This window comes from Kitasatospora sp. NPDC101108, assembly GCF_055584725.1.
The window spans coordinates 55,453-76,549 of sequence record NZ_JBVJLM010000001.1 but is presented as its reverse complement, the minus strand read 5'-3'; the positions used below and the strand labels follow the sequence as shown (position 1 = coordinate 76,549).

At 74.5% G+C, this 21,097-nt stretch carries 25 protein-coding genes; 11 read left to right on the top strand and 14 right to left on the bottom strand.

Features of this window, described 5'->3' with window-relative positions:
• Positions 1-23 precede the first annotated feature (23 nt).
• The 9 genes from ACZ6Z8_RS00435 to ACZ6Z8_RS00395 all read right to left on the bottom strand — a co-directional run bounded on the left by ACZ6Z8_RS00435 (position 24) and on the right by ACZ6Z8_RS00395 (position 4,920).
• Entirely contained in the window at positions 24-764 is a 741-nt protein-coding gene (locus ACZ6Z8_RS00435; RefSeq protein WP_465604618.1) for an MnhB domain-containing protein, read from the bottom strand.
• Entirely contained in the window at positions 761-1,030 is a 270-nt protein-coding gene (locus ACZ6Z8_RS00430) for a hydrogenase subunit MbhD domain-containing protein (protein ID WP_465604615.1), read from the bottom strand. The genes ACZ6Z8_RS00435 and ACZ6Z8_RS00430 overlap by 4 nt, the downstream gene beginning before the upstream one ends.
• Complete coding sequence (locus tag ACZ6Z8_RS00425) at positions 1,027-1,323, bottom strand: monovalent cation/H(+) antiporter subunit G (RefSeq protein ID WP_465604612.1); 297 nt, start codon at positions 1,321-1,323, stop codon at positions 1,027-1,029. Before ACZ6Z8_RS00425 ends, ACZ6Z8_RS00430 begins: the two co-directional genes overlap by 4 nt.
• Positions 1,320-1,577: a monovalent cation/H+ antiporter complex subunit F gene (locus tag ACZ6Z8_RS00420; RefSeq protein ID WP_465604609.1), complete on the bottom strand. Its 258-nt coding sequence runs from the start codon at positions 1,575-1,577 to the stop codon at positions 1,320-1,322. Before ACZ6Z8_RS00420 ends, ACZ6Z8_RS00425 begins: the two co-directional genes overlap by 4 nt.
• Positions 1,574-2,023: a hypothetical protein gene (locus ACZ6Z8_RS00415; RefSeq protein WP_465604606.1), complete on the bottom strand. Its 450-nt coding sequence runs from the start codon at positions 2,021-2,023 to the stop codon at positions 1,574-1,576. Before ACZ6Z8_RS00415 ends, ACZ6Z8_RS00420 begins: the two co-directional genes overlap by 4 nt.
• Positions 2,024-2,242: 219 nt before the next feature.
• On the bottom strand, positions 2,243-2,419 hold the full coding sequence (locus tag ACZ6Z8_RS00410; RefSeq protein WP_465604603.1) for a hypothetical protein: 177 nt from the start codon (positions 2,417-2,419) through the stop codon (positions 2,243-2,245).
• Positions 2,420-2,456: 37 nt separating this feature from the next.
• A complete protein-coding gene (locus ACZ6Z8_RS00405; RefSeq protein WP_465604600.1) occupies positions 2,457-3,641 on the bottom strand; it encodes an alcohol dehydrogenase catalytic domain-containing protein in 1,185 nt (394 codons plus the stop codon).
• Between the two features lie 53 nt (positions 3,642-3,694).
• Entirely contained in the window at positions 3,695-3,868 is a 174-nt protein-coding gene (locus ACZ6Z8_RS00400) for a CsbD family protein (RefSeq protein WP_465604598.1), read from the bottom strand.
• 95 nt (positions 3,869-3,963) lie between these two features.
• The gene (locus tag ACZ6Z8_RS00395) at positions 3,964-4,920 is read right to left on the bottom strand and encodes an SDR family NAD(P)-dependent oxidoreductase (protein WP_465604595.1); all 957 of its coding nucleotides are present in this window, start codon (positions 4,918-4,920) and stop codon (positions 3,964-3,966) included.
• A 111-nt stretch (positions 4,921-5,031) separates the two neighbouring features.
• On the opposite strand from ACZ6Z8_RS00395, the gene ACZ6Z8_RS00390 reads away from it, so the two are divergent.
• The gene (locus ACZ6Z8_RS00390; protein ID WP_465604592.1) at positions 5,032-6,072 is read left to right on the top strand and encodes a DNA topoisomerase IB; all 1,041 of its coding nucleotides are present in this window, start codon (positions 5,032-5,034) and stop codon (positions 6,070-6,072) included.
• A 30-nt stretch (positions 6,073-6,102) separates the two neighbouring features.
• Here the strand turns inward: ACZ6Z8_RS00390 and ACZ6Z8_RS00385 are convergent, their stop codons facing one another.
• From ACZ6Z8_RS00385 to ACZ6Z8_RS00375, 3 genes are read right to left on the bottom strand one after another with little or no spacing between them, the layout of a single operon-like run.
• Positions 6,103-7,104, bottom strand: coding sequence for a PHP domain-containing protein (locus ACZ6Z8_RS00385; protein WP_465604589.1), 1,002 nt, complete (start codon positions 7,102-7,104; stop codon positions 6,103-6,105).
• 25 nt (positions 7,105-7,129) lie between these two features.
• Complete coding sequence (locus tag ACZ6Z8_RS00380) at positions 7,130-8,146, bottom strand: SDR family oxidoreductase (RefSeq protein ID WP_465604586.1); 1,017 nt, start codon at positions 8,144-8,146, stop codon at positions 7,130-7,132.
• Between the two features lie 53 nt (positions 8,147-8,199).
• Positions 8,200-8,757, bottom strand: coding sequence for a DUF6328 family protein (locus ACZ6Z8_RS00375; RefSeq protein ID WP_465604583.1), 558 nt, complete (start codon positions 8,755-8,757; stop codon positions 8,200-8,202).
• A gap of 65 nt (positions 8,758-8,822) precedes the next feature.
• Here ACZ6Z8_RS00375 and ACZ6Z8_RS00370 point away from each other — a divergent pair, with 65 nt between their 5' ends.
• The gene (locus ACZ6Z8_RS00370) at positions 8,823-9,317 is read left to right on the top strand and encodes an ATP-binding protein (RefSeq protein ID WP_465604581.1); all 495 of its coding nucleotides are present in this window, start codon (positions 8,823-8,825) and stop codon (positions 9,315-9,317) included.
• Positions 9,318-9,544: 227 nt separating this feature from the next.
• Here the strand turns inward: ACZ6Z8_RS00370 and ACZ6Z8_RS00365 are convergent, their stop codons facing one another.
• Positions 9,545-9,868 carry a plasmid stabilization protein gene (locus ACZ6Z8_RS00365; RefSeq protein WP_402814447.1) on the bottom strand — a complete coding sequence of 108 codons (324 nt, stop codon included), beginning with the start codon at positions 9,866-9,868 and terminating at the stop codon, positions 9,545-9,547.
• A 272-nt stretch (positions 9,869-10,140) separates the two neighbouring features.
• Here ACZ6Z8_RS00365 and ACZ6Z8_RS00360 point away from each other — a divergent pair, with 272 nt between their 5' ends.
• The 9 genes from ACZ6Z8_RS00360 (at position 10,141) to ACZ6Z8_RS00320 (ending at position 19,337) form a co-directional block, all read left to right on the top strand.
• Positions 10,141-11,058, top strand: a complete 918-nt coding sequence (locus tag ACZ6Z8_RS00360; protein WP_465604577.1) for a SigB/SigF/SigG family RNA polymerase sigma factor — start codon at positions 10,141-10,143, stop codon at positions 11,056-11,058.
• Between the two features lie 90 nt (positions 11,059-11,148).
• Entirely contained in the window at positions 11,149-12,954 is a 1,806-nt protein-coding gene (locus ACZ6Z8_RS00355) for a thiamine pyrophosphate-requiring protein (protein WP_465604574.1), read from the top strand.
• On the top strand, positions 12,941-13,387 hold the full coding sequence (locus ACZ6Z8_RS00350; RefSeq protein WP_465604571.1) for a hypothetical protein: 447 nt from the start codon (positions 12,941-12,943) through the stop codon (positions 13,385-13,387). The genes ACZ6Z8_RS00355 and ACZ6Z8_RS00350 overlap by 14 nt, the downstream gene beginning before the upstream one ends.
• Entirely contained in the window at positions 13,380-15,704 is a 2,325-nt protein-coding gene (locus ACZ6Z8_RS00345; RefSeq protein ID WP_465604569.1) for a GMC family oxidoreductase, read from the top strand. Before ACZ6Z8_RS00350 ends, ACZ6Z8_RS00345 begins: the two co-directional genes overlap by 8 nt.
• Entirely contained in the window at positions 15,701-16,795 is a 1,095-nt protein-coding gene (locus tag ACZ6Z8_RS00340) for an enolase C-terminal domain-like protein (RefSeq protein WP_465604566.1), read from the top strand. The genes ACZ6Z8_RS00345 and ACZ6Z8_RS00340 overlap by 4 nt, the downstream gene beginning before the upstream one ends.
• Before the next feature lie 58 nt (positions 16,796-16,853).
• Positions 16,854-17,528: an HAD family hydrolase gene (locus ACZ6Z8_RS00335; protein ID WP_465604563.1), complete on the top strand. Its 675-nt coding sequence runs from the start codon at positions 16,854-16,856 to the stop codon at positions 17,526-17,528.
• A gap of 155 nt (positions 17,529-17,683) precedes the next feature.
• On the top strand, positions 17,684-18,343 hold the full coding sequence (locus tag ACZ6Z8_RS00330; RefSeq protein ID WP_465604560.1) for a nucleotidyltransferase family protein: 660 nt from the start codon (positions 17,684-17,686) through the stop codon (positions 18,341-18,343).
• Positions 18,340-18,609, top strand: a complete 270-nt coding sequence (locus ACZ6Z8_RS00325; RefSeq protein WP_465604557.1) for a BON domain-containing protein — start codon at positions 18,340-18,342, stop codon at positions 18,607-18,609. The genes ACZ6Z8_RS00330 and ACZ6Z8_RS00325 overlap by 4 nt, the downstream gene beginning before the upstream one ends.
• Positions 18,606-19,337 carry a metallophosphoesterase family protein gene (locus ACZ6Z8_RS00320; RefSeq protein ID WP_465604555.1) on the top strand — a complete coding sequence of 244 codons (732 nt, stop codon included), beginning with the start codon at positions 18,606-18,608 and terminating at the stop codon, positions 19,335-19,337. Before ACZ6Z8_RS00325 ends, ACZ6Z8_RS00320 begins: the two co-directional genes overlap by 4 nt.
• Here the strand turns inward: ACZ6Z8_RS00320 and ACZ6Z8_RS00315 are convergent.
• On the bottom strand, positions 19,330-21,093 hold the full coding sequence (locus ACZ6Z8_RS00315) for a glycoside hydrolase family 15 protein (RefSeq protein ID WP_465604552.1): 1,764 nt from the start codon (positions 21,091-21,093) through the stop codon (positions 19,330-19,332). The two genes, ACZ6Z8_RS00320 and ACZ6Z8_RS00315, sit on opposite strands and share 8 nt — an antisense overlap.
• Positions 21,094-21,097 lie beyond the last annotated feature (4 nt).

The window sequence follows — 21,097 nt, the reverse complement described above, 5'->3', positions numbered from 1 at the left end:
GCACCTCTTCATGGTTCGCTCGCTCACCGGCCCTCCCCGCCGTGGACGATCTCGACCGCCTGGTCGAGGAAGTGCGCCAGCAGGACCACCACGGCGGAGGCGACCTCGATCCCCACGGCGGCGTTGATCACCGCCACCAGCCCGCTGGAGGACATCTGGTTGAAGGTGCCGAGCGGCAGGGTGTTGGCGAGGTAGCCGGCGCCCTGGGCGAGGCCGATCAGGCCGAGCGCGGCGTAGCTGCCGGCCGCGATCGCGTCCGCCACGTCCAGGACGGCCAGTGGGCGGATCCGCTTGAGCACCCCGTAGTCGGCGGCGACGTAGGCCAGGTGCAGGGCGGTGGCCAGCGCGACGCCGCCCTGGAAGCCGCCACCGGGGCTCAACTGACCGTGGGCGACGAGGTATCCGCCGACCAGCACGGTGACCGGCAGCAGGGTGGCGCCGAACAACCGGGTGGTGGGGAGCACGGTTTCGGCGGCGGCGCGGCGCTTGTGTTCGTCCCGGGCGAGCCGCAGCAGTATGGCGGCGCCGAGCACCGAGCCGAACAGGATGGACTCCTCGCCGAGGGTGTCGAAGGCCCGCTGGTCGAAGTTGACGGAGGAGACGATGTTGGCCGTCTGCCGGGCCAGTCCGGCCGCCACCGCCCGTTCTCCGTACGGGTGGTGGCTGCCGCCGAAGCCGGGCAGCTCGGTGGCGGCGGTGATCAGGGCGGCGGCGAGGACGGCGGCGGCGGTGAGGAACAGCCGCAGTCGGGCGGTGCGGCTCACTCGGTCCGGTCCGGGTTCTCGTCCGCCTGCTCCCGGCGGCGCACCCGGCGGACGGTGAGCAGGATCAGCAGCGGGGTGACCGCGCTGCCGACCCCGAGCTGGGAGAGTGCGACGTCGGGCGCCTGGAGCACGGTGAACAGCAGCGCGAGGCAGAGCCCGAGCAGCGCGAGGACGGCGGCCTGCCGGACCGGGTCGCGGGTGAGCGCGGCGGCGGTCGCGGTGACGGCGGTGAGCAGCAGGGCGATCACGGTCAGGGCGTTGTTCACTGCTGAGCCTTCCGTTCGGCGCGCACGGTGGTGCGCGCGACGGCCATGGTGGTGACGGTGCCGCCGACGGCCAGCAGCAGGCCGATCACCAGGAGCTTGACGGCCGCCCGTCCGGGGCCGGTGTCCACGGCGAGGGCGAGCGCGACCAGCGGCGCGCCGAGGGCGGCGGCGGGGGAGAGGGCGTGCAGCCGCAGGTAGGGGCCGGGCAGCACGAGGAGGGCGAGCGCGGCGAGCAGCAGCGCGGCGGTGCCGGCCACCAGCAGGACCAGCGCGATGGTGTGCCGGGGCGTCACCGCTGCCTCCCGGTCAGGAGGCGGGTGAACACCAGCGTTCCGGCGGGTGCCAGCACGGCGAGGTCCAGCGCCAGGTCGGTGTACGAGGTGCGGCTGAACCCCTGGGCGAGCAGCAGCAGGACGACGGAGGCGGTGGTCGCGGCGAGGTTGAGCCCGGCCAGGCGCTGCTCGGGCGAGCCCCGCAGACCGAGCAGCAGGCACGGACCGACCCCGCAGGCGGCCAGCACGGCCGCCGCGAGCAGCCAGGCGTTCACTCCCCGGCTCCGGTCAACGCCCGCTCCAGCGAGGAGAGTTCGTCGCCCAGTGCGTGGACGGTCAGCTCGCCGCCGTCCCGGCTCCCCACCGCGTACGCGCCGGGCGTCGAGGACAGCAGCGCCGCGCCCCAGGCCGCCCCGGTGCCGGGGGCGAGCCGGACCGTGCGGAACCCGCCGCGGCGGTGCGCGGGGGAGAACACGGCGAGCGCGAGCCGGCCGGTGTCGGCCAGCAGGGTCCACGGGTACGCCCAGAGCGCCCGTGCCAGCCGGGCCGGTCCGCCGGGAGTCGCTCCGGACGCGCGCCGCACGGCCACCGCGCCCAGCGCCCCGAGGAGCGCCACGCCGCCGCCCACCGCCATCTCCAGCGGGGACACCGAGCTGATGAACACGGTGTTCAGCAACAGCAAAACCCCCCACCAGAGCAGGAGTTCGAGCATCGTTCGCATTTCCGCCACCCCCAGGTCGCTCCTCCGGGCACCCGCCACCGCGGCGGGCGGCCCCCAGGTGTACCGCCCGGTCGGCGCACGCGTCCCGCGCGCAACGCCGCGGCGCGCGTGATCGCCGCGCCGGACCACCCGTTCGCCGGACGGCGGGCCGGAAAGCTCCGATGATCGGCCCGGCCCGCCCGGTCGTACTGCTTCGGTCGTACTGCTTCGGTCGTGCTGTTATTGCTGCCGCTCCGGCTCGTGGGCCGGCTCCGTCACCTCGAACTCCGGGCCGTCCTGCGGCCCCTTCTCCTCCTCGTGCTCCGGCGGAGGACTGCCCTCGCCGGTCATCCGGGACTCCGGGGTCTCGACCGGCTCCGGCGGATCCTTCGGCACCGGGTTCCTCATGGTGCTCATCGCGTTCGCCTCCTCGGTACGGACGCGGACAGGCCGGTCAGGGCTGGAACAGCACCTTGACCACGCCGTCCTGCTTGCGTTGGAACATGTCGTACGCATCCGGGGCCTCGGCCAGCGGCACGTGATGGGTGGCGAAGCCCTCCACCCCCAGCGGGTCGCCGTCGCCGAGCAGCGGCAGCAGGTCGTCCATCCAGCGCAGGACGTTCGCCTGCCCCATCCGCAGCCGGAGTTGCTTGTCGAACATGGTCAGCATCGGCAGCGGGTCGGTCATCCCGCCGTACACGCCGGACAGCGAGATCGTGCCGCCGCGCCGGACCAGGTCCACCGCCAGGTGCAGGGCGTGCAGCCGGTCGAGGCCGACCCGGGTCATCAGTCTGGCGGCCACCGCGTCCGGCAGCAGCGAGGTCATCCGCTGGGCGGCGGTCGCGGCGGGGGAGCCGTGCGCCTCCATCCCGACCGCGTCGATCACGGAGTGGGGGCCGCGGCCGTCGGTGAGATCCCGGACGGCGTCGACGATCCGGGAGCCGAGCCGGGCCAGGTCGAACACCTCGACCCCGTTCTCCCGGGCGCGCTCCAGCCGCTCGGGCACCAGGTCGACGCCGATCACGGTGCCGGCCCCGCGGTGGCGGGCGATCCGGGTGCACATGTCCCCGATCGGGCCCAGCCCGAGCACCGCGACGCTGCCGCCGGGCGGGATCTCCGCGTATTCGACGGCCTGCCAGGCGGTGGGCAGCACGTCGGACAGCAGCACGTAGCGGTCGTCCGGCGGCCCGTGCGGGACGGGCACCGGCAGCGTGTTGCCGAACGGAACCCGCAGCAACTCGGCCTGCCCGCCCGGCACTTGGCCGTAGAGCTTGGTGTAGCCGAACAGGGCCGCGCCGGTGCCGTAGGCGTGCACCTGGGTGGTCTCGCACTGGGACTGCAGGCCCTGCACGCAGGTGTGGCAGGTGCCGCAGGAGACGTTGAACGGCACGACCACGCGGACGCCCGGATCGACGGCGTGCACCGCGGGGCCCACTTCGCGGACCACGCCCATCGCCTCGTGGCCCAGGATGTCGCCCTCGTCCAGGAAGGCGCCCAGCACCTCGTACAGGTGCAGATCGGATCCGCAGAGCCCGGTGGTGGTGACCTCCACCAGGATGTCGGTGGGCTCCCGGATCACCGGGTCGGGTACGGAGTCGACGCGGACGTCTCGGCGCCCGTGCCAGGTCACGGCCTTCATGGTTCTCCTTCCGGACGGGCCGGCGGCCGCGCGGGGCGGCCGCCGGTGCCGGGTCAGTCCTTCCCGACGTCCTTGACCTTCTCGCCGGCCTGCTTGAGGTCGCTCTTCATCTGCTTGCCCTTGCCCTCGGCCTCGACGACCGGGTCACCCGTCGCCTTGCCGGCGGCCTCCTTGGCCTTGCCGTGGGCCTTCTCGGCCATGTTGCGCAGCTTGTCCTCGGTACCCATGGGGGTGTGCTCCTCTCGTGGTTCCGACGGTGGGGGGTCGTGACCCCCCGGGCCGCGTGTGCCCCGGAAGCGCACTTCCACACCCCGCGGCCGCCTCAGGACGCCGTCGGCTCGTTGTGGGCGCGGCTCGCCCGCCGCCCGAGGGCGGTCAGCCGGTGGACCGGGCCGCCCTGCGGGTGCCGGGACGCGGCCCGCACACCCGGCACGCCGTGCTCCGGCGCCGCACCGGCCGAGGGCAGCAGCCGCGCGGTCAGGGCCAGCAGCCGGTTGGTGGTGGCGGGAGCGACGCCGTGGGCGAGCACGGCGCCCTTCGCGAGCGGCGTCAGCACCAGCTCGCGCCGCCCGCCCTCGACGGCCCGGACGATCCGCCGCGCCGCCCGCCGGGCGTCCATCGACACCAGTGGCATGGAGGCGGCGGTCGCGAACCAGGCGTACTCGCTGCCCGCCTGCCCGGCGAACTCGGCGGCCGTGTGCGAGCCGGTGCGCATCAGCCCCGGCAGCACCGTGGTCACCCGGATGCCGTACGGCGCCAGCTCCGCCGCCAGCCCCTCCGAGAGGCCGGTGAGCGCGAACTTGGCGGCCACGTACGGCAACAGGTGCGGGGCCGGGATCCGGCCGCCGATCGAGCTGATCATGACGATCGAGCCCGCGCCACGGGCCCGCATCTCCGGCAGCACGGCCTGGACCAGCCGCAGCGGTGCCATCGTCATCAACTCGTGCGCCCGCCGGAAGTCCTGCTCCTGCACCGCCGAGAACGGGCCGACCTGGATCAGACCGGCATTGTTGACCAGCACGTCAACCCCGGTGCCGAAGCGCTCCCGGACGGCCGCGAGCAGCCGCCCGGGCGCCTCCGGGTCCATGAGGTCACAGGCCGTGGCGGCCACTTCGCCCGGCAGGCCGCGCAGCTGCCGCAGCGCCCTCTCCAGGCCCACCTCGTCCCGGCCGCAGATCATCACCCGGCAGCCCCGCTCCGCCAGCTCACCCGCGATGAGCAGTCCCAGCCCGCGGGAGGAGCCGGTGACCAGCGCCGTTCGTCCGGCCAGCTCAACCATCGCCCGCACCCCTTCCTCGCTCCCGGAAGTCCGACGCCGGCGCGTGTGTCCGACCACCCCGCCCGCAAACCCCGGGGTGTGGCCGGGCCCGGCCCGGGCACCCGCCGTAGCGTGACGAACCCCACCGGCCGGACCGGCCTGACCAGCAGCGACCCGCACGGACCGGGGTGGCGGCGGGTGCGCCGGGGGAGGGGCTTCGGCTACCGCGACACCGACGGCAGCCCGCTGCGCGACCCGCTGGCGATCGCCCGGGCCAAGGCCCTCGCGATCCCTCCGGCCTGGACCGACGTGTGGATCTGCCCGCACCCCCGCGGGCACCTCCAGGCCGTCGGGACCGACGCGGCCGGGCGCCGGCAGTACCTCTACCACCCGGAGTTCCGGGCCCGCCAGGAGCGCGCCAAGCACGACCACGTCCTCGCCGTCGCCCCCGCCCTCCCCGCGCTGCGCCGCCGGGTCGAGGAGGACCTCACCCGGCGCGGCCTCGGCCCCGACCGCGTCCTCGGCTGCGCCACCCGGCTGCTCGACCTGGGCTTCTTCCGCATCGGCTCGCCGGGCTACGAACGCGACAACGGTTCGTACGGCCTCACCACCCTGCGGCGCGAGCAGGTGACCGTGCGGCGCGGCCGGGTGCACTTCGCCTACCGCGCCAAGTCCGGCCGCGAGCGCGACCTCACCCTGACCGACCGGGCGGCGGCCGCCGCGGTAGGGGCCCTGCTGCGCCGGCCGGACCCGGGGCCCCGGCTGCTGGCCTACCGCGAGGGCCGGGCCTGGACGGAGGTCGACGCCGCCCGGCTCAACGGCTACCTGCGCGAGCACACCGGCACCGACCTGTCCGCCAAGGACTTCCGCACCTGGCACGCCACCGTGCTGGCCGCCGTGGGCCTGGCCGTCTCCTGGCCGGTGGCCGGCCACTCGGCGGCCGCCCGGCGACGCGCGGCGGCCCGGGTGGTCCGGGAGGTGGCCGAGTACCTGGGCGACACCCCCGCGGTCTGCCGGGCCTCCTACCTGAACCCGCGCCTGTTCGAGCTGTACGAGGAGGGCGTCACCCTGGCGGCGGCCCTGCGGGGCCTCGCCCCCGGCGAGGGGCAGGGGCTGCCGGGCACGGGCGAGGAGGTCGAGCGGGCCGTGATCGAACTGCTCGGCGGCGGCTAGCCGGCAGCGGTGACGGTACGGACCGGTCGATCAGCCGGTGGCCGGGTGCGCCCAGGCGAGCAGCCGCTCGCGCGGCCAGGTGGTCACCAGCCGCTCGGGCGTGAGTCCGAAGCGGGCCGCGCGGGCGTAGCCCGAGGTGAGCCAGTGGAGCTGCTCCGGGGCGTGGGCGTCGGTGTCGACGGCGAAGAGACAGCCCGCGTCGACCGCCAGGCGGAGCAGGTCGTCGGGCGGGTCGCGGCGCTCGGGGCGGCAGTTGATCTCCACGGCCGTTCCGGCGGCGGCGCAGGCGGCGAAGACGGCCTCGGCGTCGAAGCGGGACTGCGGCCGGCCGCGGCCGGTGACGATCCGGCCGGTGCAGTGGCCGAGCACGTTGGTGCGCGGGTGGCGGACGGCCGCGAGCATCCTGGCCGTCATCGGTTCCGGCTCCGAGCGCAGTTTGGAGTGGACCGAGGCCACCACCACGTCGAGCCGGTCGAGCAGTTCGGGTTCCTGGTCGAGCGAGCCGTCGTCCAGGATGTCGCACTCGATCCCGGTGAGCAGCCGGAAGGAGCCGTCCTCGGCGTTGAGGTCCGCGACCACGTCGAGCTGGTGCCGCAGCCGTTCGGGGCTGAGGCCGTGGGCGATGGTCAGCCGGGGCGAGTGGTCGGTGAGGACGGCCCAGTCGTGGCCGAGCGCGCGGGCGGCCTCGGCCATCTCCTCGATCGGGTGGCCGCCGTCGGACCAGTCGGAGTGCAGGTGGCAGTCGCCCCGCGCGGTCGCGGCGAGCTCCCACGCGGCCCGGGCGGCCGGTCCGGCGGCGCTCTCCAGCCGGGCGAGGTAGGCCGGGGTCGCACCGGCGGCGGCCTCGGCGATCACCTCGGCGGTGACCGGCCCGACGCCCGGCAGGCGCTGGGCCCGGGCGGCGTCCACCGGCCCGGGCGGCAGCGCGCGGACCGCGTCGGCCGCGGTGTGGAAGGCGCGCACCCGGTAGGGCGAGGCGTCGTTCCACTCCAGCAGGAACGCGATCCGCCGCAGCGCCGTCGCGGGATCCATGGCGGTCGGTGGGGTGCGCCGCCGGTCAGTGCCCCCGCGCCAGCGCGCGGGCGGCGGCGCCGACCAGGACCGCGCCGCCGGCGGCGAGCAGGCCGTGGTGCTGGGAGGCCCAGAGCTGGGCGCTGCGTTCGTGGGACTCCTCGTCGAAGCGGCCGTGGGCGCCGCGGTCCTGGGAGGCGTCGCCCGGGGCCCAGAGGTTGGCGTGGTCGTCCGGGGTCCGCGAGCCCTGATCCTGCTGGGCCGCGATGCCGGTGCGGGCGAGGTAGCGGTCCAGCAGGCCGGGGGCGATGGCGTTGGCGATCAGGGTGGCCGCGGTGCTGCCGCCCACCCAGTACTCGCGGCGCCCGGGGTGGTCGGCGGCGTAGCGGACGGCGCGGGCGGCCACCTGGGGCTGGTACACGGGCGCGACGGGACGGGCCCGGCCGCGCAGCCGGTTGAGGACCCAGTCGAACTGCGGGGTGTTGACCGCGGGCATCTGCACCATGGTCGTCCGTACCCCGCTCCCGCTGGCGAGGAGCTCGCAGCGCAGCGCCTCGTGCCAGCCCTGGATGGCGTGCTTGGCGCCGCTGTAGGCGGTCTGGAGCGGGATGCCGCGGTAGGCGATCGCGGAGCCGACCTGCACGACGGTGCCGTGGTCGCGCGGCAGCATCCGGTTCAGCGCGGCCCGGGTGGCGTTGACGTAGCCGAGGTAGGTGACCTCGGTGACCCGGCGGTACTCCTCGGGGCTGATCTCCGTGAACGGTGCGAACACCGAGACGAAGGCGTCGTTGATCCAGACGTCGATCGGCCCGAACTCGGCCTCGGCGCGGGCGGCCACGGCCTCGCAGGCGTCCGGGTCGGAGACGTCCGCCAGGACGGTGCGCACCGGTGACCCGGCGGCCTGGGCCTCGGCGGAGGCCGCGCGCAGCCCGGCGACGCCACGGGCGACCAGCACCAGCCGGTTGCCGTCGGTGGCGAACGCCCGGACGCAGGCCCGGCCGACTCCGGCGGTGGCGCCGGTGATGACCACGGTTCGGGGCTTGGAATGCGTACGGATCCTCATGGCGGGCGTCTTGCCCGCCGTCCGGTGCCGAAACGTCCCGGCCGGCCGCCGCGTCACGGGTGGGGGTCGTCGCAGTCCGGCCCGTCCGGTGGTCCGGAGCTCCGGCCGTTGTGCCGGTACAGGTGCCCGATGGGCAGCACCAGCCAGCAGGACGCGAACCACAGCATGACCGCCGCGGTGATCCAGCCGGAGACCGCCGAGTCGGTCGCCACCCGCAGCAGGAGGAGCAGCGCAGAGCCGATGGTCAGGGCCAGCAGCACCAGGCCGACGGCGACCAATCTGGCTGCGGCGTCGACCAGTTGGGGCTTGAGGCGGCGCCCGGCGAAGATCCGGTGGTAGGCCACGGGGGAGGTCAGCGAGCCGGTGGCGAGCGCCCCGAGCACGACGGTGGCCACGTACAGTCCCCGGTCGAAGCCGCCGAGTTGGGAGAAACGCGGCATGAAGACCACGCTCAGCAGGAAGCCGAAGAGGATCTGCGAGCCCGTCTGGGCGACCCGGACCTCCTGGAGCAGGTCGGTCCAGCGCCGGTCGGCCCGTTCCTCGGGTGACTCCCGACGGCCGGTCCGGGGCCGGGAACCGTGGCTGTCGGGGCCGGTGTTCGTCGCCGTCATGCTGATCGCCTCCGCCTCCTCACGTCGGCGCGTGTAGCCGTGACCGGGCGGGGCAAACGCCGGGCATGGACGAGGAGCACGTGGCCTCTCCGGCCGCCGCCGGTGAGACCAGGCGACTCGCCTTCACGGGCAGTGAGGGCGCGGTCCAGCGCAGCCGTGAGTTCAGCCGGGCGGCGCTGCGGTCCTGGCACTGGCTGCCCGACGACGACCGGCAACGGTGCGACGACGAGCAGCGGGCCCTGGCGGAGGACGTCCTGCTGATGGTCTCGGAGCTGGTCACCAACGCGTGTCTGCACGCCCCCGGCGGACCGCGCGAGTTGCGCCTGGACTGGGACGGGGTGCGCCTGCGGGTGGAGGTCGCGGACGCCAGCCCGGTGCTGCCGCGGCTGGCCGAGGCCGGCGATCCGGGCCGGCCGGGCGGGCACGGCCTGCGGGTGGTCGACCGGCTGGCCCGCGCCTGGGGCGCGGGGCCCGACGACGGCGGCAAGCTGGTCTGGCTGGAGGTCGGCTCCCCGCTCGACCGGCACGCGCGGGTCGACGGCTTCAACCGGGGTGGTTGAAGCCGTCGACCGGAAATCGAAGCCGTCGGGCGGAAGGCGCTACGGCTGCCCGGGGTGCGGTCGCGGCGGCGGCGCCGGGTCGGGGTCCGGGTAGGGCGTGGGGTCCGGGAACGGCGGGATGGGAGGAGGAATGGGGTCGGGTCCCTCGCCCGGCCGCGGTGCGGGGTTCGGGTGGGGGATCGGCTGGGTGTCCGGGTCAGGGGGCGTGGGAACGGTCATCGCGCACCTCACTGACCGAGCGCGTGGGCCAGTTCACGCTTGTTCATCTTCGAACGGCCCTTGATGTTGCGGTGCTTGGCCTCGTTGTAGAGCTGGTCGTAGGTCGGACCGCCGGCACCCTTGTGCGAGCGCAGTCCGCCGCGCCGGCCGGACGACATGTCGTGGGTCGAGGTGCGGCTCGCCGTCTTGGACTCGCCGTGGCGGGCGCGTTCCTTGTTGACCGTCCGGGCGGCGATCTCCTTGGCCCGCTTCTCGCTCTCGCCCCGGTCGAGCGCACTGTCCTTGATGTGCTCGTACTGGCGTTCCCGCTTGGGGCTGGATCCTCGGGGCATGGCCGCCCCTCCTCTCGTGGTCCGGGTCGTTGTCTGAGTTCGTGTACCCGGAAGAATCAGAAGAAACCGGACGAAAACGTGAATTCCATGTCGTATGTCGGGTAGAACAACCGTGCGGCGGTTCGCCGGACGAACGCCGCCCGGCACCCGGACCGGGTGCCATCGGGACCTCGCCCCTCGAAACCGGTCGGGTCCTGGGAAAGAGCCCCCTGACGAACGGGCGCCAGCCCGTGGGCGTCGTCGGGCCTTCGTCCCGAGGCCGAGGAGGACTCGTGTCCACCCCTCTGGAAACAGCTCCCCGTGGCGGGCAGGACACCGTCCTGTCCTCGGGCACCCCGCCCGACCTGCCGCCGAGACCCAGCAAGACCGAACTCCGCGCGATGGGGAAGGCCGAGGCGCGGGAAATCAGCGACGCGCTGTTCGAGCGGCTGTCGGGGCTGGCGCGGGAGAGTGCGGCGTACAGCTACGTGCGCGGCACGATCATCGAGCTGAACATGCCGCTGGTGCGGTTCATCGCGGCCCGCTTCCGGCACCGGGCCGAGGACATGGACGACATCCTCCAGGTGGGCACGATCGGCCTGATCAAGGCCGTCGACGGCTACGACCCGCACCGCGGCGTCGAGTTCGTCACCTACGCCATCCCCACCATCGCCGGCGAGATGAAGCGGTTCTTCCGGGACACCTCGTGGCCGGTGCGCGTCCCGCGCAGCATGCAGGAGCTGTACCTGACGGTGGCCCGCGGCTCGGACCGGCTGGAGCAGCAGCTCGGGCGCCTCCCGCAGCCGGAGGAGATCGCCGAGGACCTCCACCTGAGCGTCGAGCAGGCCACCGAGGGCCTGGTCGCGGGCCGGGTCTACCGCCCCAGTTCCCTGGACGCGCTGCGGGATCAGGACTCCGACGAGAGCGGCAGCGCGATGCTGGACCGGCTCGGCGGCTGCGACCCCGGGATCGAACTCGCCGACTTCCGCACCGCCGTGCGTCCACTGCTCGCCGAACTGCCCGAGCGTGAGCAGACGGTGCTCAAGCTGCGCTTCTGGGAGGGCAGGACCCAGTCGGAGATCGCCGCGCGGATCGGCGTCTCCCAGATGCACGTCTCCCGCCTGCTGAGCGCCACCCTGACCCGGTTGCGCGAGCAGCTGGAGGACCAGGACGCCCCGGGCTGGGCCGACGAACCGGCCGAGGCGGACTGAGTTCCACCCGCGCCGGGTGTTTCCGACCCCCCGCAGCGGTTAGTCGCGCTGCGGGGGGCCGTCGTGTCAAGGACGTCAAGGAGGAGCACCGTGTCCCCGAAGGTTTCCGACCACATCCTGGAACGACTGCGCGCCTGGGACGTCGAGTACGTCTTCGGCTATCCCGGCGACGGCATCAACGGGCTGCTCGCGGCCTGGGGCCGGGCCGACAACAAACCCGTCTTCGTCCAGGCCCGGCACGAGGAGATGGCCGCCTTCGAGGCCGTCGGCTACGCCAAGTTCTCCGGCCGCACCGGAGTGTGCGTGGCCACCTCGGGCCCGGGCGCGATCCACCTGCTCAACGGGCTGTACGACGCCAAGCTGGACCACGTCCCGGTGGTCGCCCTGGTCGGGCAGACCAACCGCAGCGCCATGGGCGGCTCCTACCAGCAGGAGGTCGACCTGCTCAGCCTCTACAAGGACGTGGCCGCCGAGTACTGCCAGATGGTCACCGTCCCCGAGCAGCTGCCCAACGTGCTCGACCGGGCGATGCGCACCGCCGCCGCCCGCCGCACCGTGACCGCCGTGATCGTGCCCGCCGACGTCCAGGAGCTGGACTACAGCCCGCCGGAGCACGCCTTCAAGATGGTCCCCTCCAGCCTGGGCGCCCCGCAGTGGACGGTCGTCCCCGAGGACGACGAGCTGCGCCGGGCCGCCGACGTGCTCAACGCCGGCAGCAAGGTCGCCGTACTGGTCGGCCAGGGTGCCCGCAGCGCCCGCCGGCAGGTCCAGCAGGTCGCCGAACTGCTCGGCGCCGGGGTCGCCAAGGCGCTGCTCGGCAAGGACGTGCTGCCGGACACGCTGCCCTACGTCACCGGGTCGATCGGCCTGCTCGGCACCCGCCCCTCGTACGAGCTGATGCGCGACTGCGACACCCTGCTGACCATCGGCTCGTCCTTCCCGTACAGCCAGTTCCTGCCCGAGTTCGGGAAGGCCAGGGCCGTGCAGATCGACCTCGACCCGTTCATGGTCGGCATGCGCTACCCGTACGAGGTCAACCTGGTCGGCGACGCCGCCCGCACGCTGGACCGGCTGCTGCCGCTGCTGGTCCGCAAGGAGGACCGGGACTGGCAGCGCACCATCTGCGACAACACCGAGCGCTGGCAGGAGGTGATGGAGCGGCGCGCCGGGGTCGAGGCCGACCCGATCAACCCCGAGTACGCGATCCACGCCCTCGACCACCTGCTGCCCGACGACGCCATGGTCACCGCCGACTCCGGCTCCGCCGCCAACTGGTACGCCCGCCACCTGCGCTTCCGTGGCCGGATGCGCGGCTCGCTGTCCGGCACCCTGGCCACCATGGGCCCGGGCGTCCCGTACGCGATCGGCGCCAAGTTCGCCCACCCCGACCGGCCCGCCATCGCCATCGTCGGCGACGGCGCGATGCAGATGAACGGCCTCGCCGAACTGATCACCATCGCCAAGTACTGGCAGCAGTGGGAGGACCCGAGGCTGGTGGTGGCGGTGCTCAACAACCGCGACCTCAACCAGGTCACCTGGGAGATGCGGGCCATGGAGGGCGCCCCGAGCTTCCTGCCCTCCCAGCAGCTGCCCGACCTCGACTACGCGGGCTTCGCACGCAGCCTCGGCCTGGGAGCGGAGAGCGCGGTCGCTCCCGGCGACGTCCCCGGCGGCTGGCAACGCGCCCTCGGCGCCGACCGCCCGTTCGTCCTGGAACTGCGCACCGACCCGGCCGTCCCGCCCATCCCGCCGCACGCTACCTGGGACCAGATCCAGGCCGCCGCGGCGTCCGTGCTGCGCGGGGACGCCGACCGTACGGCGATGGTCCGCCAGGGGTTCAAGGCGAAGCTCCAGGAGCTGCTGCCGTCCTTCGGAGGCCGGCATGGCCGTCACTGACCTCGTCGGCCTCGCCGTGCGCAACGTCCGCACCGGGCGCTTCCAGCGCTCCCTGGCCCTGGCGACCGGCATCGGCTCGGTGATCACCGCAGCCGAGATCTACCTGGAGCACGACCGGGCCGGCTTCGGCAACCGCGTCATGTGGTGGCCGGTCCTGCTCGGCCCGATCGGCGCCGCCGCCGGAGTGGCGGGGGCGATCAGCCCCCGGGCCGCCCGGACCCTGCTGCCGGTCGCCTCCGCCTCCATCGTCGCCAACGGCCTCCAGGGCACCTGGCTGCACGTGCGCGGCATCGCCGAGAAGCCCGGCGGCTGGGAGATGGCCCGCTACAACATCGAGATGGGCCCGCCGCTGTTCGCGCCGCTGCTGATGAGCCTGGTCGGCGGGATGGGCCTCGTCGCCGCCGTACTGCGCCGGGAGTCGCCCGATGCCTGAGCCCCGCTTCCCCGGCTTCGACGTCCTCTCCCAGGCCCGGTACTGGGACCGCCGGACGACGGCCGTGGTGGTCGCCCGCACCGGCCCCCAACCGCCGCTCCGGTTCTTCACCCCCGCCGAGGAATCCACCGCCCGCGCCCTGCTCGACCAACTGCTCGACCACCCCGACGCCCCGCTGCTGCCGATGATCGACGCCCGGCTCGCCGAACTGGAGACCGACGGCTGGCACTACGCCGACATGCCGATGGACGACGAGGCCTGGCGCCGCTCCCTGCACGCCCTGGACGAGGAGGCCGACGGCCCGTTCGCCGCGCTGAGCGAGGTCCAGCAGCGGGCGCTGATCGGACGGGTCCAGGAACTCACCGGCGAGCACTGGCACGGCATGCCCGCCGAACACGTCTGGAGCCTGTGGACCAGGTACGCCTGCACGGCGTACTACTCCCACCCCACCGCCTGGAACGAGATCGGCTTCGGCGGCCCCGCCCACCCACGCGGATACCTGCGCCTCGGCCCGGACCAGCGCGAACCCTGGGAGGTCGCGGACGCCCACTCCAGCCCGCCCCGGCCCCCCGACGACGAGCCGCCCCACCCCGTACCGCCCGCCACCGACCCCGGCCGGCACTCCCGGCTGCGCGCCGCCGCCGAGACCGTACGGGCCAACGCCGAGGCCGAGCGAGAGGTCCGCCGAACCAACGCCTCCGCCTGGCTGCTGCCCCGCGACGGCCACGGCTTCGACCACGGCCTGCGGCGCGACATGCGGCGCTACGCGGACACCGACGAGGTGGACCTGCTGATCGTCGGCTGCGGCGCGGGCGGAGCCACCCTCGCCCAGCGGATGGCCCGCCGCGGCTGGAGCGTCGTGGTGCTGGAGGCCGGCCCGTTCTGGGACCCGCTCAACGACTGGGTCAGCGACGAGGCCTCCTCCCACCACCTCTACTGGACCGAGCCCCGGGTCATCTCCGGCAGCGACCCGGTACCGCTCGGTTCCAACAACTCCGGCCGCGGCGTGGGCGGTTCGATGGTCCACTTCGCCGGCTACACCCCCCGCTTCCACCCCTCCGACTTCCGCACCCACAGCCTCGACGGCGTCGGCGCCGACTGGCCGATCGACTACGAGGACCTGCGCGACTCCTACCGCCGCGTCGAGTACGAACTCCCCGTCGCCGGACAGTACTGGCCCTGGGGCGACCCCCACCCCTACCCGCACGCGCCGCACCCCGTCGGCGGCAACGGCGAGATCTTCCTGCGCGGCGCCGCCGCCCTCGGCATCCAGGCCCGGGTCGGCCCGGTCGCCATCACCAACGGCCGCTTCGGCCGCCGACCGCACTGCATCTACCGGGGCTTCTGCCTCCAGGGCTGCAAGGTCAACGCCAAGGCCTCCCCGCTGATCACCCACGTCCCCGACGCCCTCGCCCACGGCGCCGAGATCCGCGCCGACTGCATGGCGGCCGCCGTCGAACTCGACGCCGACGGACTCGCCCGCGGCGTGCGCTACTTCCACAACGGCCGCGAGCACCTCCAGCTCGCCCGTACCGTCGCCGTCGCCGGCTACGCCATCGAGACCCCGCGGCTGCTGCTCAACTCGGCCTGCCCGCGCTTCCCCGAGGGGCTGTGCAACGACCACGACCTGGTCGGGCGGTACGTCATGGTGCAGGGCGCCCCGCAGACCTCCGGCCGCTTCGAGGAGGAGATCCGGGCCTACAAGGCCCCGCCGCCCGAAGTCTCCACCGAGCAGTACTACGAGACCGACCCCGACAAGCCCTACAAGCGCGGCTTCACCATCCAGAACATCTCCCCCCTGCCGATCACCTGGGCCGAGCACGTGGTTGCCCAGGGCCACTGGGGCGCCGACCTGCGCAGGTACCTCTCGGACTACGTCCACTGGGCCACCCTGGGCGCCATGGCCGAACTGCTGCCACAGCCGGACAACCGGATCACCCTCGCCGAGGAGACCGACCGGTACGGACTGCCCGTCGCCAACTTCGCCTTCTCCCAGTGCGACAACGACCGGATGCTGATCCAGGCCGCCCGCGAGGTGATGGAGTCCATCCTGCGCGCCGCGGGAGCGAGCGAGGTGATCACCATCGACCGCTACGCCCACCTGGTCGGCGGCTGCCGGATGGCCGACCACCCCTTCGCCGGCGTCGTCGACCACCGGCTGCGCACCTTCGCCGTGCCCAACCTGCTGATCACCGACGGCAGCGTGCTGCCCACCCAGGGCAGCGCCAACCCGGCGCTGACCATCATGGCCCTGGTCGACCGGGCCGCCGGCCTGCTGGCGGCGGGCGAACGCTCCGGACTGCGGACACCGTCATGAGCGAGCTCGAACGCATCGACGTCAGCGTCTACACCGTCCCCACCGACGCGCCCGAGGCGGACGGCACCCTCGCCTGGGACCGGACCACCGTGGTCCTCGCCGAGGCCGTCAGCGGCTCCCACCGGGGCCTCGGCTGGACCTACGGCGCGCCCGCCACCGCCACCGTCATCAGCGGGCAACTCGCCCCGCTGGTCACCGGCCGCGACCCGCACGACACCACCGGCGCCCACGAGGCGATGAACCGGGCGGTGCGCAACGCGGGCCGCCCCGGGCTGATCTCCGGTGCCGTCTCGGCCGTCGACCTCGCCCTCTGGGACCTGCGCGGCCACCTGCTGGGACTGCCGCTGGCCCGACTGCTCGGCGGCGCCGCCCGACCCGTCCCGGTGTACGGCAGCGGCGGCTTCACCACCTACTCGGCCGAGCAGCAGGAACGCCAACTGCGCGGCTGGGCCGAGGAACAGGGCATCCCCCGGGTCAAGATCAAGATCGGCGAGTCCTGGGGCACCCGCGAGCAGCGCGACCTCGAACGGGTCCGCGCCGCCCGCGCCACCGTCGGCGACGGGGTCGAGCTCTACACCGACGCCAACGGCGGGTACCGGCGCAAACAGGCCGTCCGGGTCGGCGCCGCCCTCGCCGACCAGGGCGTCAGCTGGTACGAGGAACCCGTCTCCTCCGACGACCTCACCGGCCTGCGGGTCGTCCGCGACGCCGTCCTTCCCGATGTCACCGCCGGGGAGTACGGCTACGACCCCGCCTACTTCGCCCGGATGATCCCCACCGTCGACTGCCTCCAGGCCGACGTCACCCGCTGCGGCGGCGTCACCGGGTGGCTGCGCGCCGCCGCCCTCGCCCAGGCCCACGGCCTCGACCTCTCCGCCCACTGCGCCCCCCACCTGCACGCCCACGCCGCCGCGGCCGTCCCCAACTGCCGCCACCTGGAGTGGTTCCACGACCACGTCCGGATCGAGCGGATGCTGTTCGACGGCACCCTCGACCCGGCCGGCGGCACCGTCACCCCTGGCGCCGACGGCGCCCCCGGGCACGGGCTGCGGCTGGCCCCCGCCCGGGCCGCCGAGTACCGCACGGGGTGACCACGGCAGCGCTCCGGCACCGGCACCGGTGAAAGGGAAAGGGAAAGGACTGACGACCATGACGACCACCGCGGCGGCGCTCTTCGACGTCGACGGCACCCTGCTCGACACCACCTACTTCCACGCCCTCGCCTGGTGGGAGGCCCTGCGGCAGCACGACCGCACCCTGCCCGTCGCCCGCGTCCACCGGGCCATCGGCATGGGCTCCGACCAGCTCCTCGACCACCTGCTCGGCGCCGACCGCGACCACGACGACGACGAGGGCATCACCGCCGCCCACGCCGCCCTCTACGCCCAGTACTGGCCCCACATCCAGCCACTGCCGCGAGCCGCCGACCTGCTGCGCGCCTGCGCCGACCGCGGCTGGCCGGTCGTCCTCGCCAGCTCCGCGTCCGAGCGGGAACTCGCGGTGCTGCGCCGCGCGCTCGACGCCGACGAGGCGATCACCGCGGTCACCTCCGCCGACGACGTGGAGGCCACCAAGCCGGCCCCCGACCTGGTGCGCGCCGCCCTGAACCGCGTGGGCGCCGAGCCCGAGCACGCCGTCTTCATCGGCGACACGGTCTGGGACGTCACGGCGGCAGGCCGTGCCAAGGTCCCCTGTGTCGCGGTCGAGAGCGGCGGCTTCGACACCCGAGAACTCCTCGGCGCCGGCGCCGCCGAGGTCCACCGGGACACGGCCGAACTGCTCGCCGACCTCGACCGGAGCCTGCTGGCCGGCCCCCCGGCCTGAGCCGCACAGGGACGCGGGCACCGCGCGGGTCCGGGTGGCGGCCCGGGCCCGCGGCGGCGCCCGCTCCACCGCCTGCCCGCCGCCCGCCGGAGTGAAGTCCCGCGGACGGGGTAGCCGTGGGGACGTCCCGAACGGACGCCGCCGAGGAGGCCGCGATGGACGCACGCGCCGAACACCCCGAGGTGACCCGCTCGGCCAGCGCCGAGCCGGGCGGCTGGTCGCTGGACGAGCCCGGGGGCCGTCTGCCGCCCGACCGGGCCCAGGCGATCCTGGAGGCGGCGAAGCGGATCGGCTCGCTGCTCAAGGCCAAGGACCACCCGTTCGCGCTGGCGGGCGGGGTCGCCGCCTACGCCCACGGTGCCGACGTCCGGCTCCAGCACGACGCCGACTTCTGCATCCGCCGCGATGACGTCGAGGCCGTCACCCACACCCTGCGCGAGGCCGGGCTCCAGGTCTTCCTGCCGCCCGAGGACTGGCTGATCAAGGCCCGTTGCCTGGGCCAGGACGTGGACCTGATCCTGGAGCTCGCCAAGCGGCCGGTCACCTCGGAGCTGCTGGACCGTGCCGAGGTGCTGCCGGTGGACTCCGTGCGCATGCCGGTGCTCTCCGCCACCGACCTGGTCAGCGGCCTGCTCGCCGCCTTCTCCGAGCACCACTGCGACTTCGGGGCGGCGCTCTCGGTGGTGCGGCCGCTGCGGGAGAAGGTCGACTGGCGGCGGGTCCGGGAGGAGCGCGGCGGACCGCCGATGCCGGACGCCTTCCTGTACCTCCTGGAACGGCTCCAGGTGATCGAACCCGAGGAGGCCGCGGCATGAGCGGCGCCGACCACACCGGATCCGACGACACCGAGTACCGGCTCGGCCACCTGCGCGACCGCCTCGCCGACGACGAGGTCGGCGAACTCGGCCTGCGGATCGAACTGCACGGCACCCACGTGACGGTCCGCGGCACCGTGCCGAACGAGCGGCGCCGCGCCGCCGTCCAGCGCATCGTCGCCGAGGTGCTGGACGGCCTGCGGGTGCACACCGACATCGTGCTGGCCGACGACCGGCCGCCGACCGGGGCGGAGGACCTGCCGTGATCCGGGTGGCCGCGGTCGGGGACATCCACCTCGGGCCGGACAGCCGGGGCGTGCTGCGGCCCGCCTTCGCCTCCCTGGGCGAGCTGGCCGACGTGCTGCTGCTGGCCGGGGACCTCACCCGGCACGGCACACCCGAGGAGGCCGCGGTGGTCGGGGAGGAGGTCGGCGGACTGCCCGTGCCGGTGATCGCGGTCCTCGGCAACCACGACTACGACGCCGGCCGGCCGGAGGAGGTCACCCGGATCCTCGCCTCCCACGGCGTCCAGGTGCTGGAACGCAGCTCGACCGTCGTCCGGGTGGACGGCACGCTGGTCGGCGTGGCCGGGACCAAGGGCTTCGGCGGCGGCTTCGCGGGCCGCAGCGCCGGCGAGTTCGGCGAGCCCGAGATGAAGGCCTTCGTCCGGCACAGCCGCGAGTGCGCCGACGGGCTGCGCACCGCCCTCGACGAGCTCACCGCCGAGGGCTGCGACCTGCGGATCGCCCTGACCCACTTCGCGCCCGTCCCGGACACCCTGGCCGGGGAACCGTCGGAGATCCACGCCTTCCTGGGCAGCTACCTGCTCGCCGAGGCGATCGACGGGGCCGGCGCCGACCTGGCCCTGCACGGCCACGCGCACCTGGGCACCGAGCGCGGGCTGACCGCGTGCGGAGTGCGGGTGCGCAACGTCGCCCAGCCCGTCATCGGCCGTGCCTTCGCCGTGTTCCGGCTGCACCCGCCGGTCAGCTGACGGGGGGCGCGGCCAGCCGGGCCGCGGCCTCCAGCAGCATGGCGTGCACGAAGGCCTGGGGCAGGTTGCCGCGCTGCTGGCGCTGGGCGAGGTCGTACTCCTCGGAGAACAGGCCGGCCGAGCCGCAGAGCCCGCGGGTGGCCTCGAACCAGCGGGCGGCCTCGACGGCGTCGCCCTGCTGGTGCTCGGCCAGGGCCATCAGGAAGCCGCACAGTACGAAGGCGCCCTCGGCCTCGGCCAGCGGACGTTCGTCGTGCCGGAAGCGGTACGCGTAGTGCCCGTCGGTGAGCTGCTCGCGGCAGGCCCGCAGGGTGGCGGCGGTGCGCGGGTCGTCGGCGGGCGGCCAGCCGCGCACCGGTGGCAGCAGCAGGGCCATGTCGGCCGCCGGGTCGTCGGGGGAGCGCTGCCAGCGGCCGGAGGGGTGCAGCGCTCGGCGGGAGGTTCGGGCGGTCAGCCGGTCGGCCAGCGCGCTCCACTCGGCCGCGAGCCCGTCCGTCAGCCCCGCCGCTGCGGCGACCCCGGGGCGGCTGATCGCGCGCAGTCCGGCGGCGCAGATCAGCCTGCTGTGGGTCCACAGGCGGGGCTCCAACTCCCAGATGCCGGCTTCCGGTTCACGCCATCGCGAGGCGATCGCCGCGGTCGCGGTACGGGCCGCCCGGCGGGTCTCCGGGGCCAGCCCGCCGTGCCGGGCGGCGGCTGCGAACAGCAGCAGGGCCTCGCCGAAGGCGTCCAGCTGGAACTGACGGGTGATCTGGTTGCCGATCTGGTCGTGGCCGCCCGGGTACCCGGGCAGGTCCACGGTGCGCTGGTCCGGGACCTGTCCGCCGGTCACGGTGTAGGCGGGGGAGAGGTGCGGCCCGTCCTCGTCCAGCCGCGCGGTGGTGAACCGTACGGCGTCGTCCAGGAGCCGGTCGGGCCCGCAGGCGGCGACGGCCTGGCCCGCCAGGCACTGGTCGCGGATCCAGACGTAGCGGTAGTCGTAGTTGCGGCCCGCCTCGGCGCGTTCGGGCAGGCTGGTGGTGGCCGCGGCCACCATGCCGCCGGTGACGGGGGAGGTGAGGCCGCGCAGCACGGCGTAGGAGAAGCGGGCGTCGCGCTGGTCGTAGGTGTGCCCGAGGTCCGGTACGGCGTCGTGCCAGGCGCGTTCGGTGGCCCGCCAGCACCGCTCGGGGTCCGGCGGCGGCCCGTCGAGGCCGTGGTCGGAGATCTCCAGCACCAGGTCCAGCCGCTCGCCCGCGGCGAGGGCGACCTCCGCGGTGAGGGTTCCGTCCGGGCCGGGGCGGGCGGCCCCGGCGCCGGTCCAGCGCAGCCGCAGCCGCCCGGCGCGGATCGTCCAGCCGTCCGCCGTCCGGTGGGGGGCATGGGGGCGGGCCGTGCCGAACCCGGTGCCGGCCGCCAACCGCAGCCGCAGGCGGGCCGGGCCGTAGTCGGCCTCGATCCGGCGCAGCAGCACCAGCCGGTGCGGGTCGGCGGGCAGGGCGAGCGCCTCGCGGCACACCACCACGCCCTGCTCGGTGATCCACCGGCCGCGCCGGACCAGCCCGCGGTCCTCGTAGTAGCCGCCGGGGACGAACCGGCCGACCGGGGTCACCGCGTACTCGCCGGTGCCCCCGATCAGTCCCGCGAAGACCGGTTCGGAGTCCCAGCGGGGCGCGCAGAGCCAGGCGACCTCGCCGGACGGTCCGACCAGGGCGCCGCGTTCGCCGTCGGCGAGCAGGGCGTACTCGCGCAGACTGCAGGGCGGGAAGACCGTCAAGTGA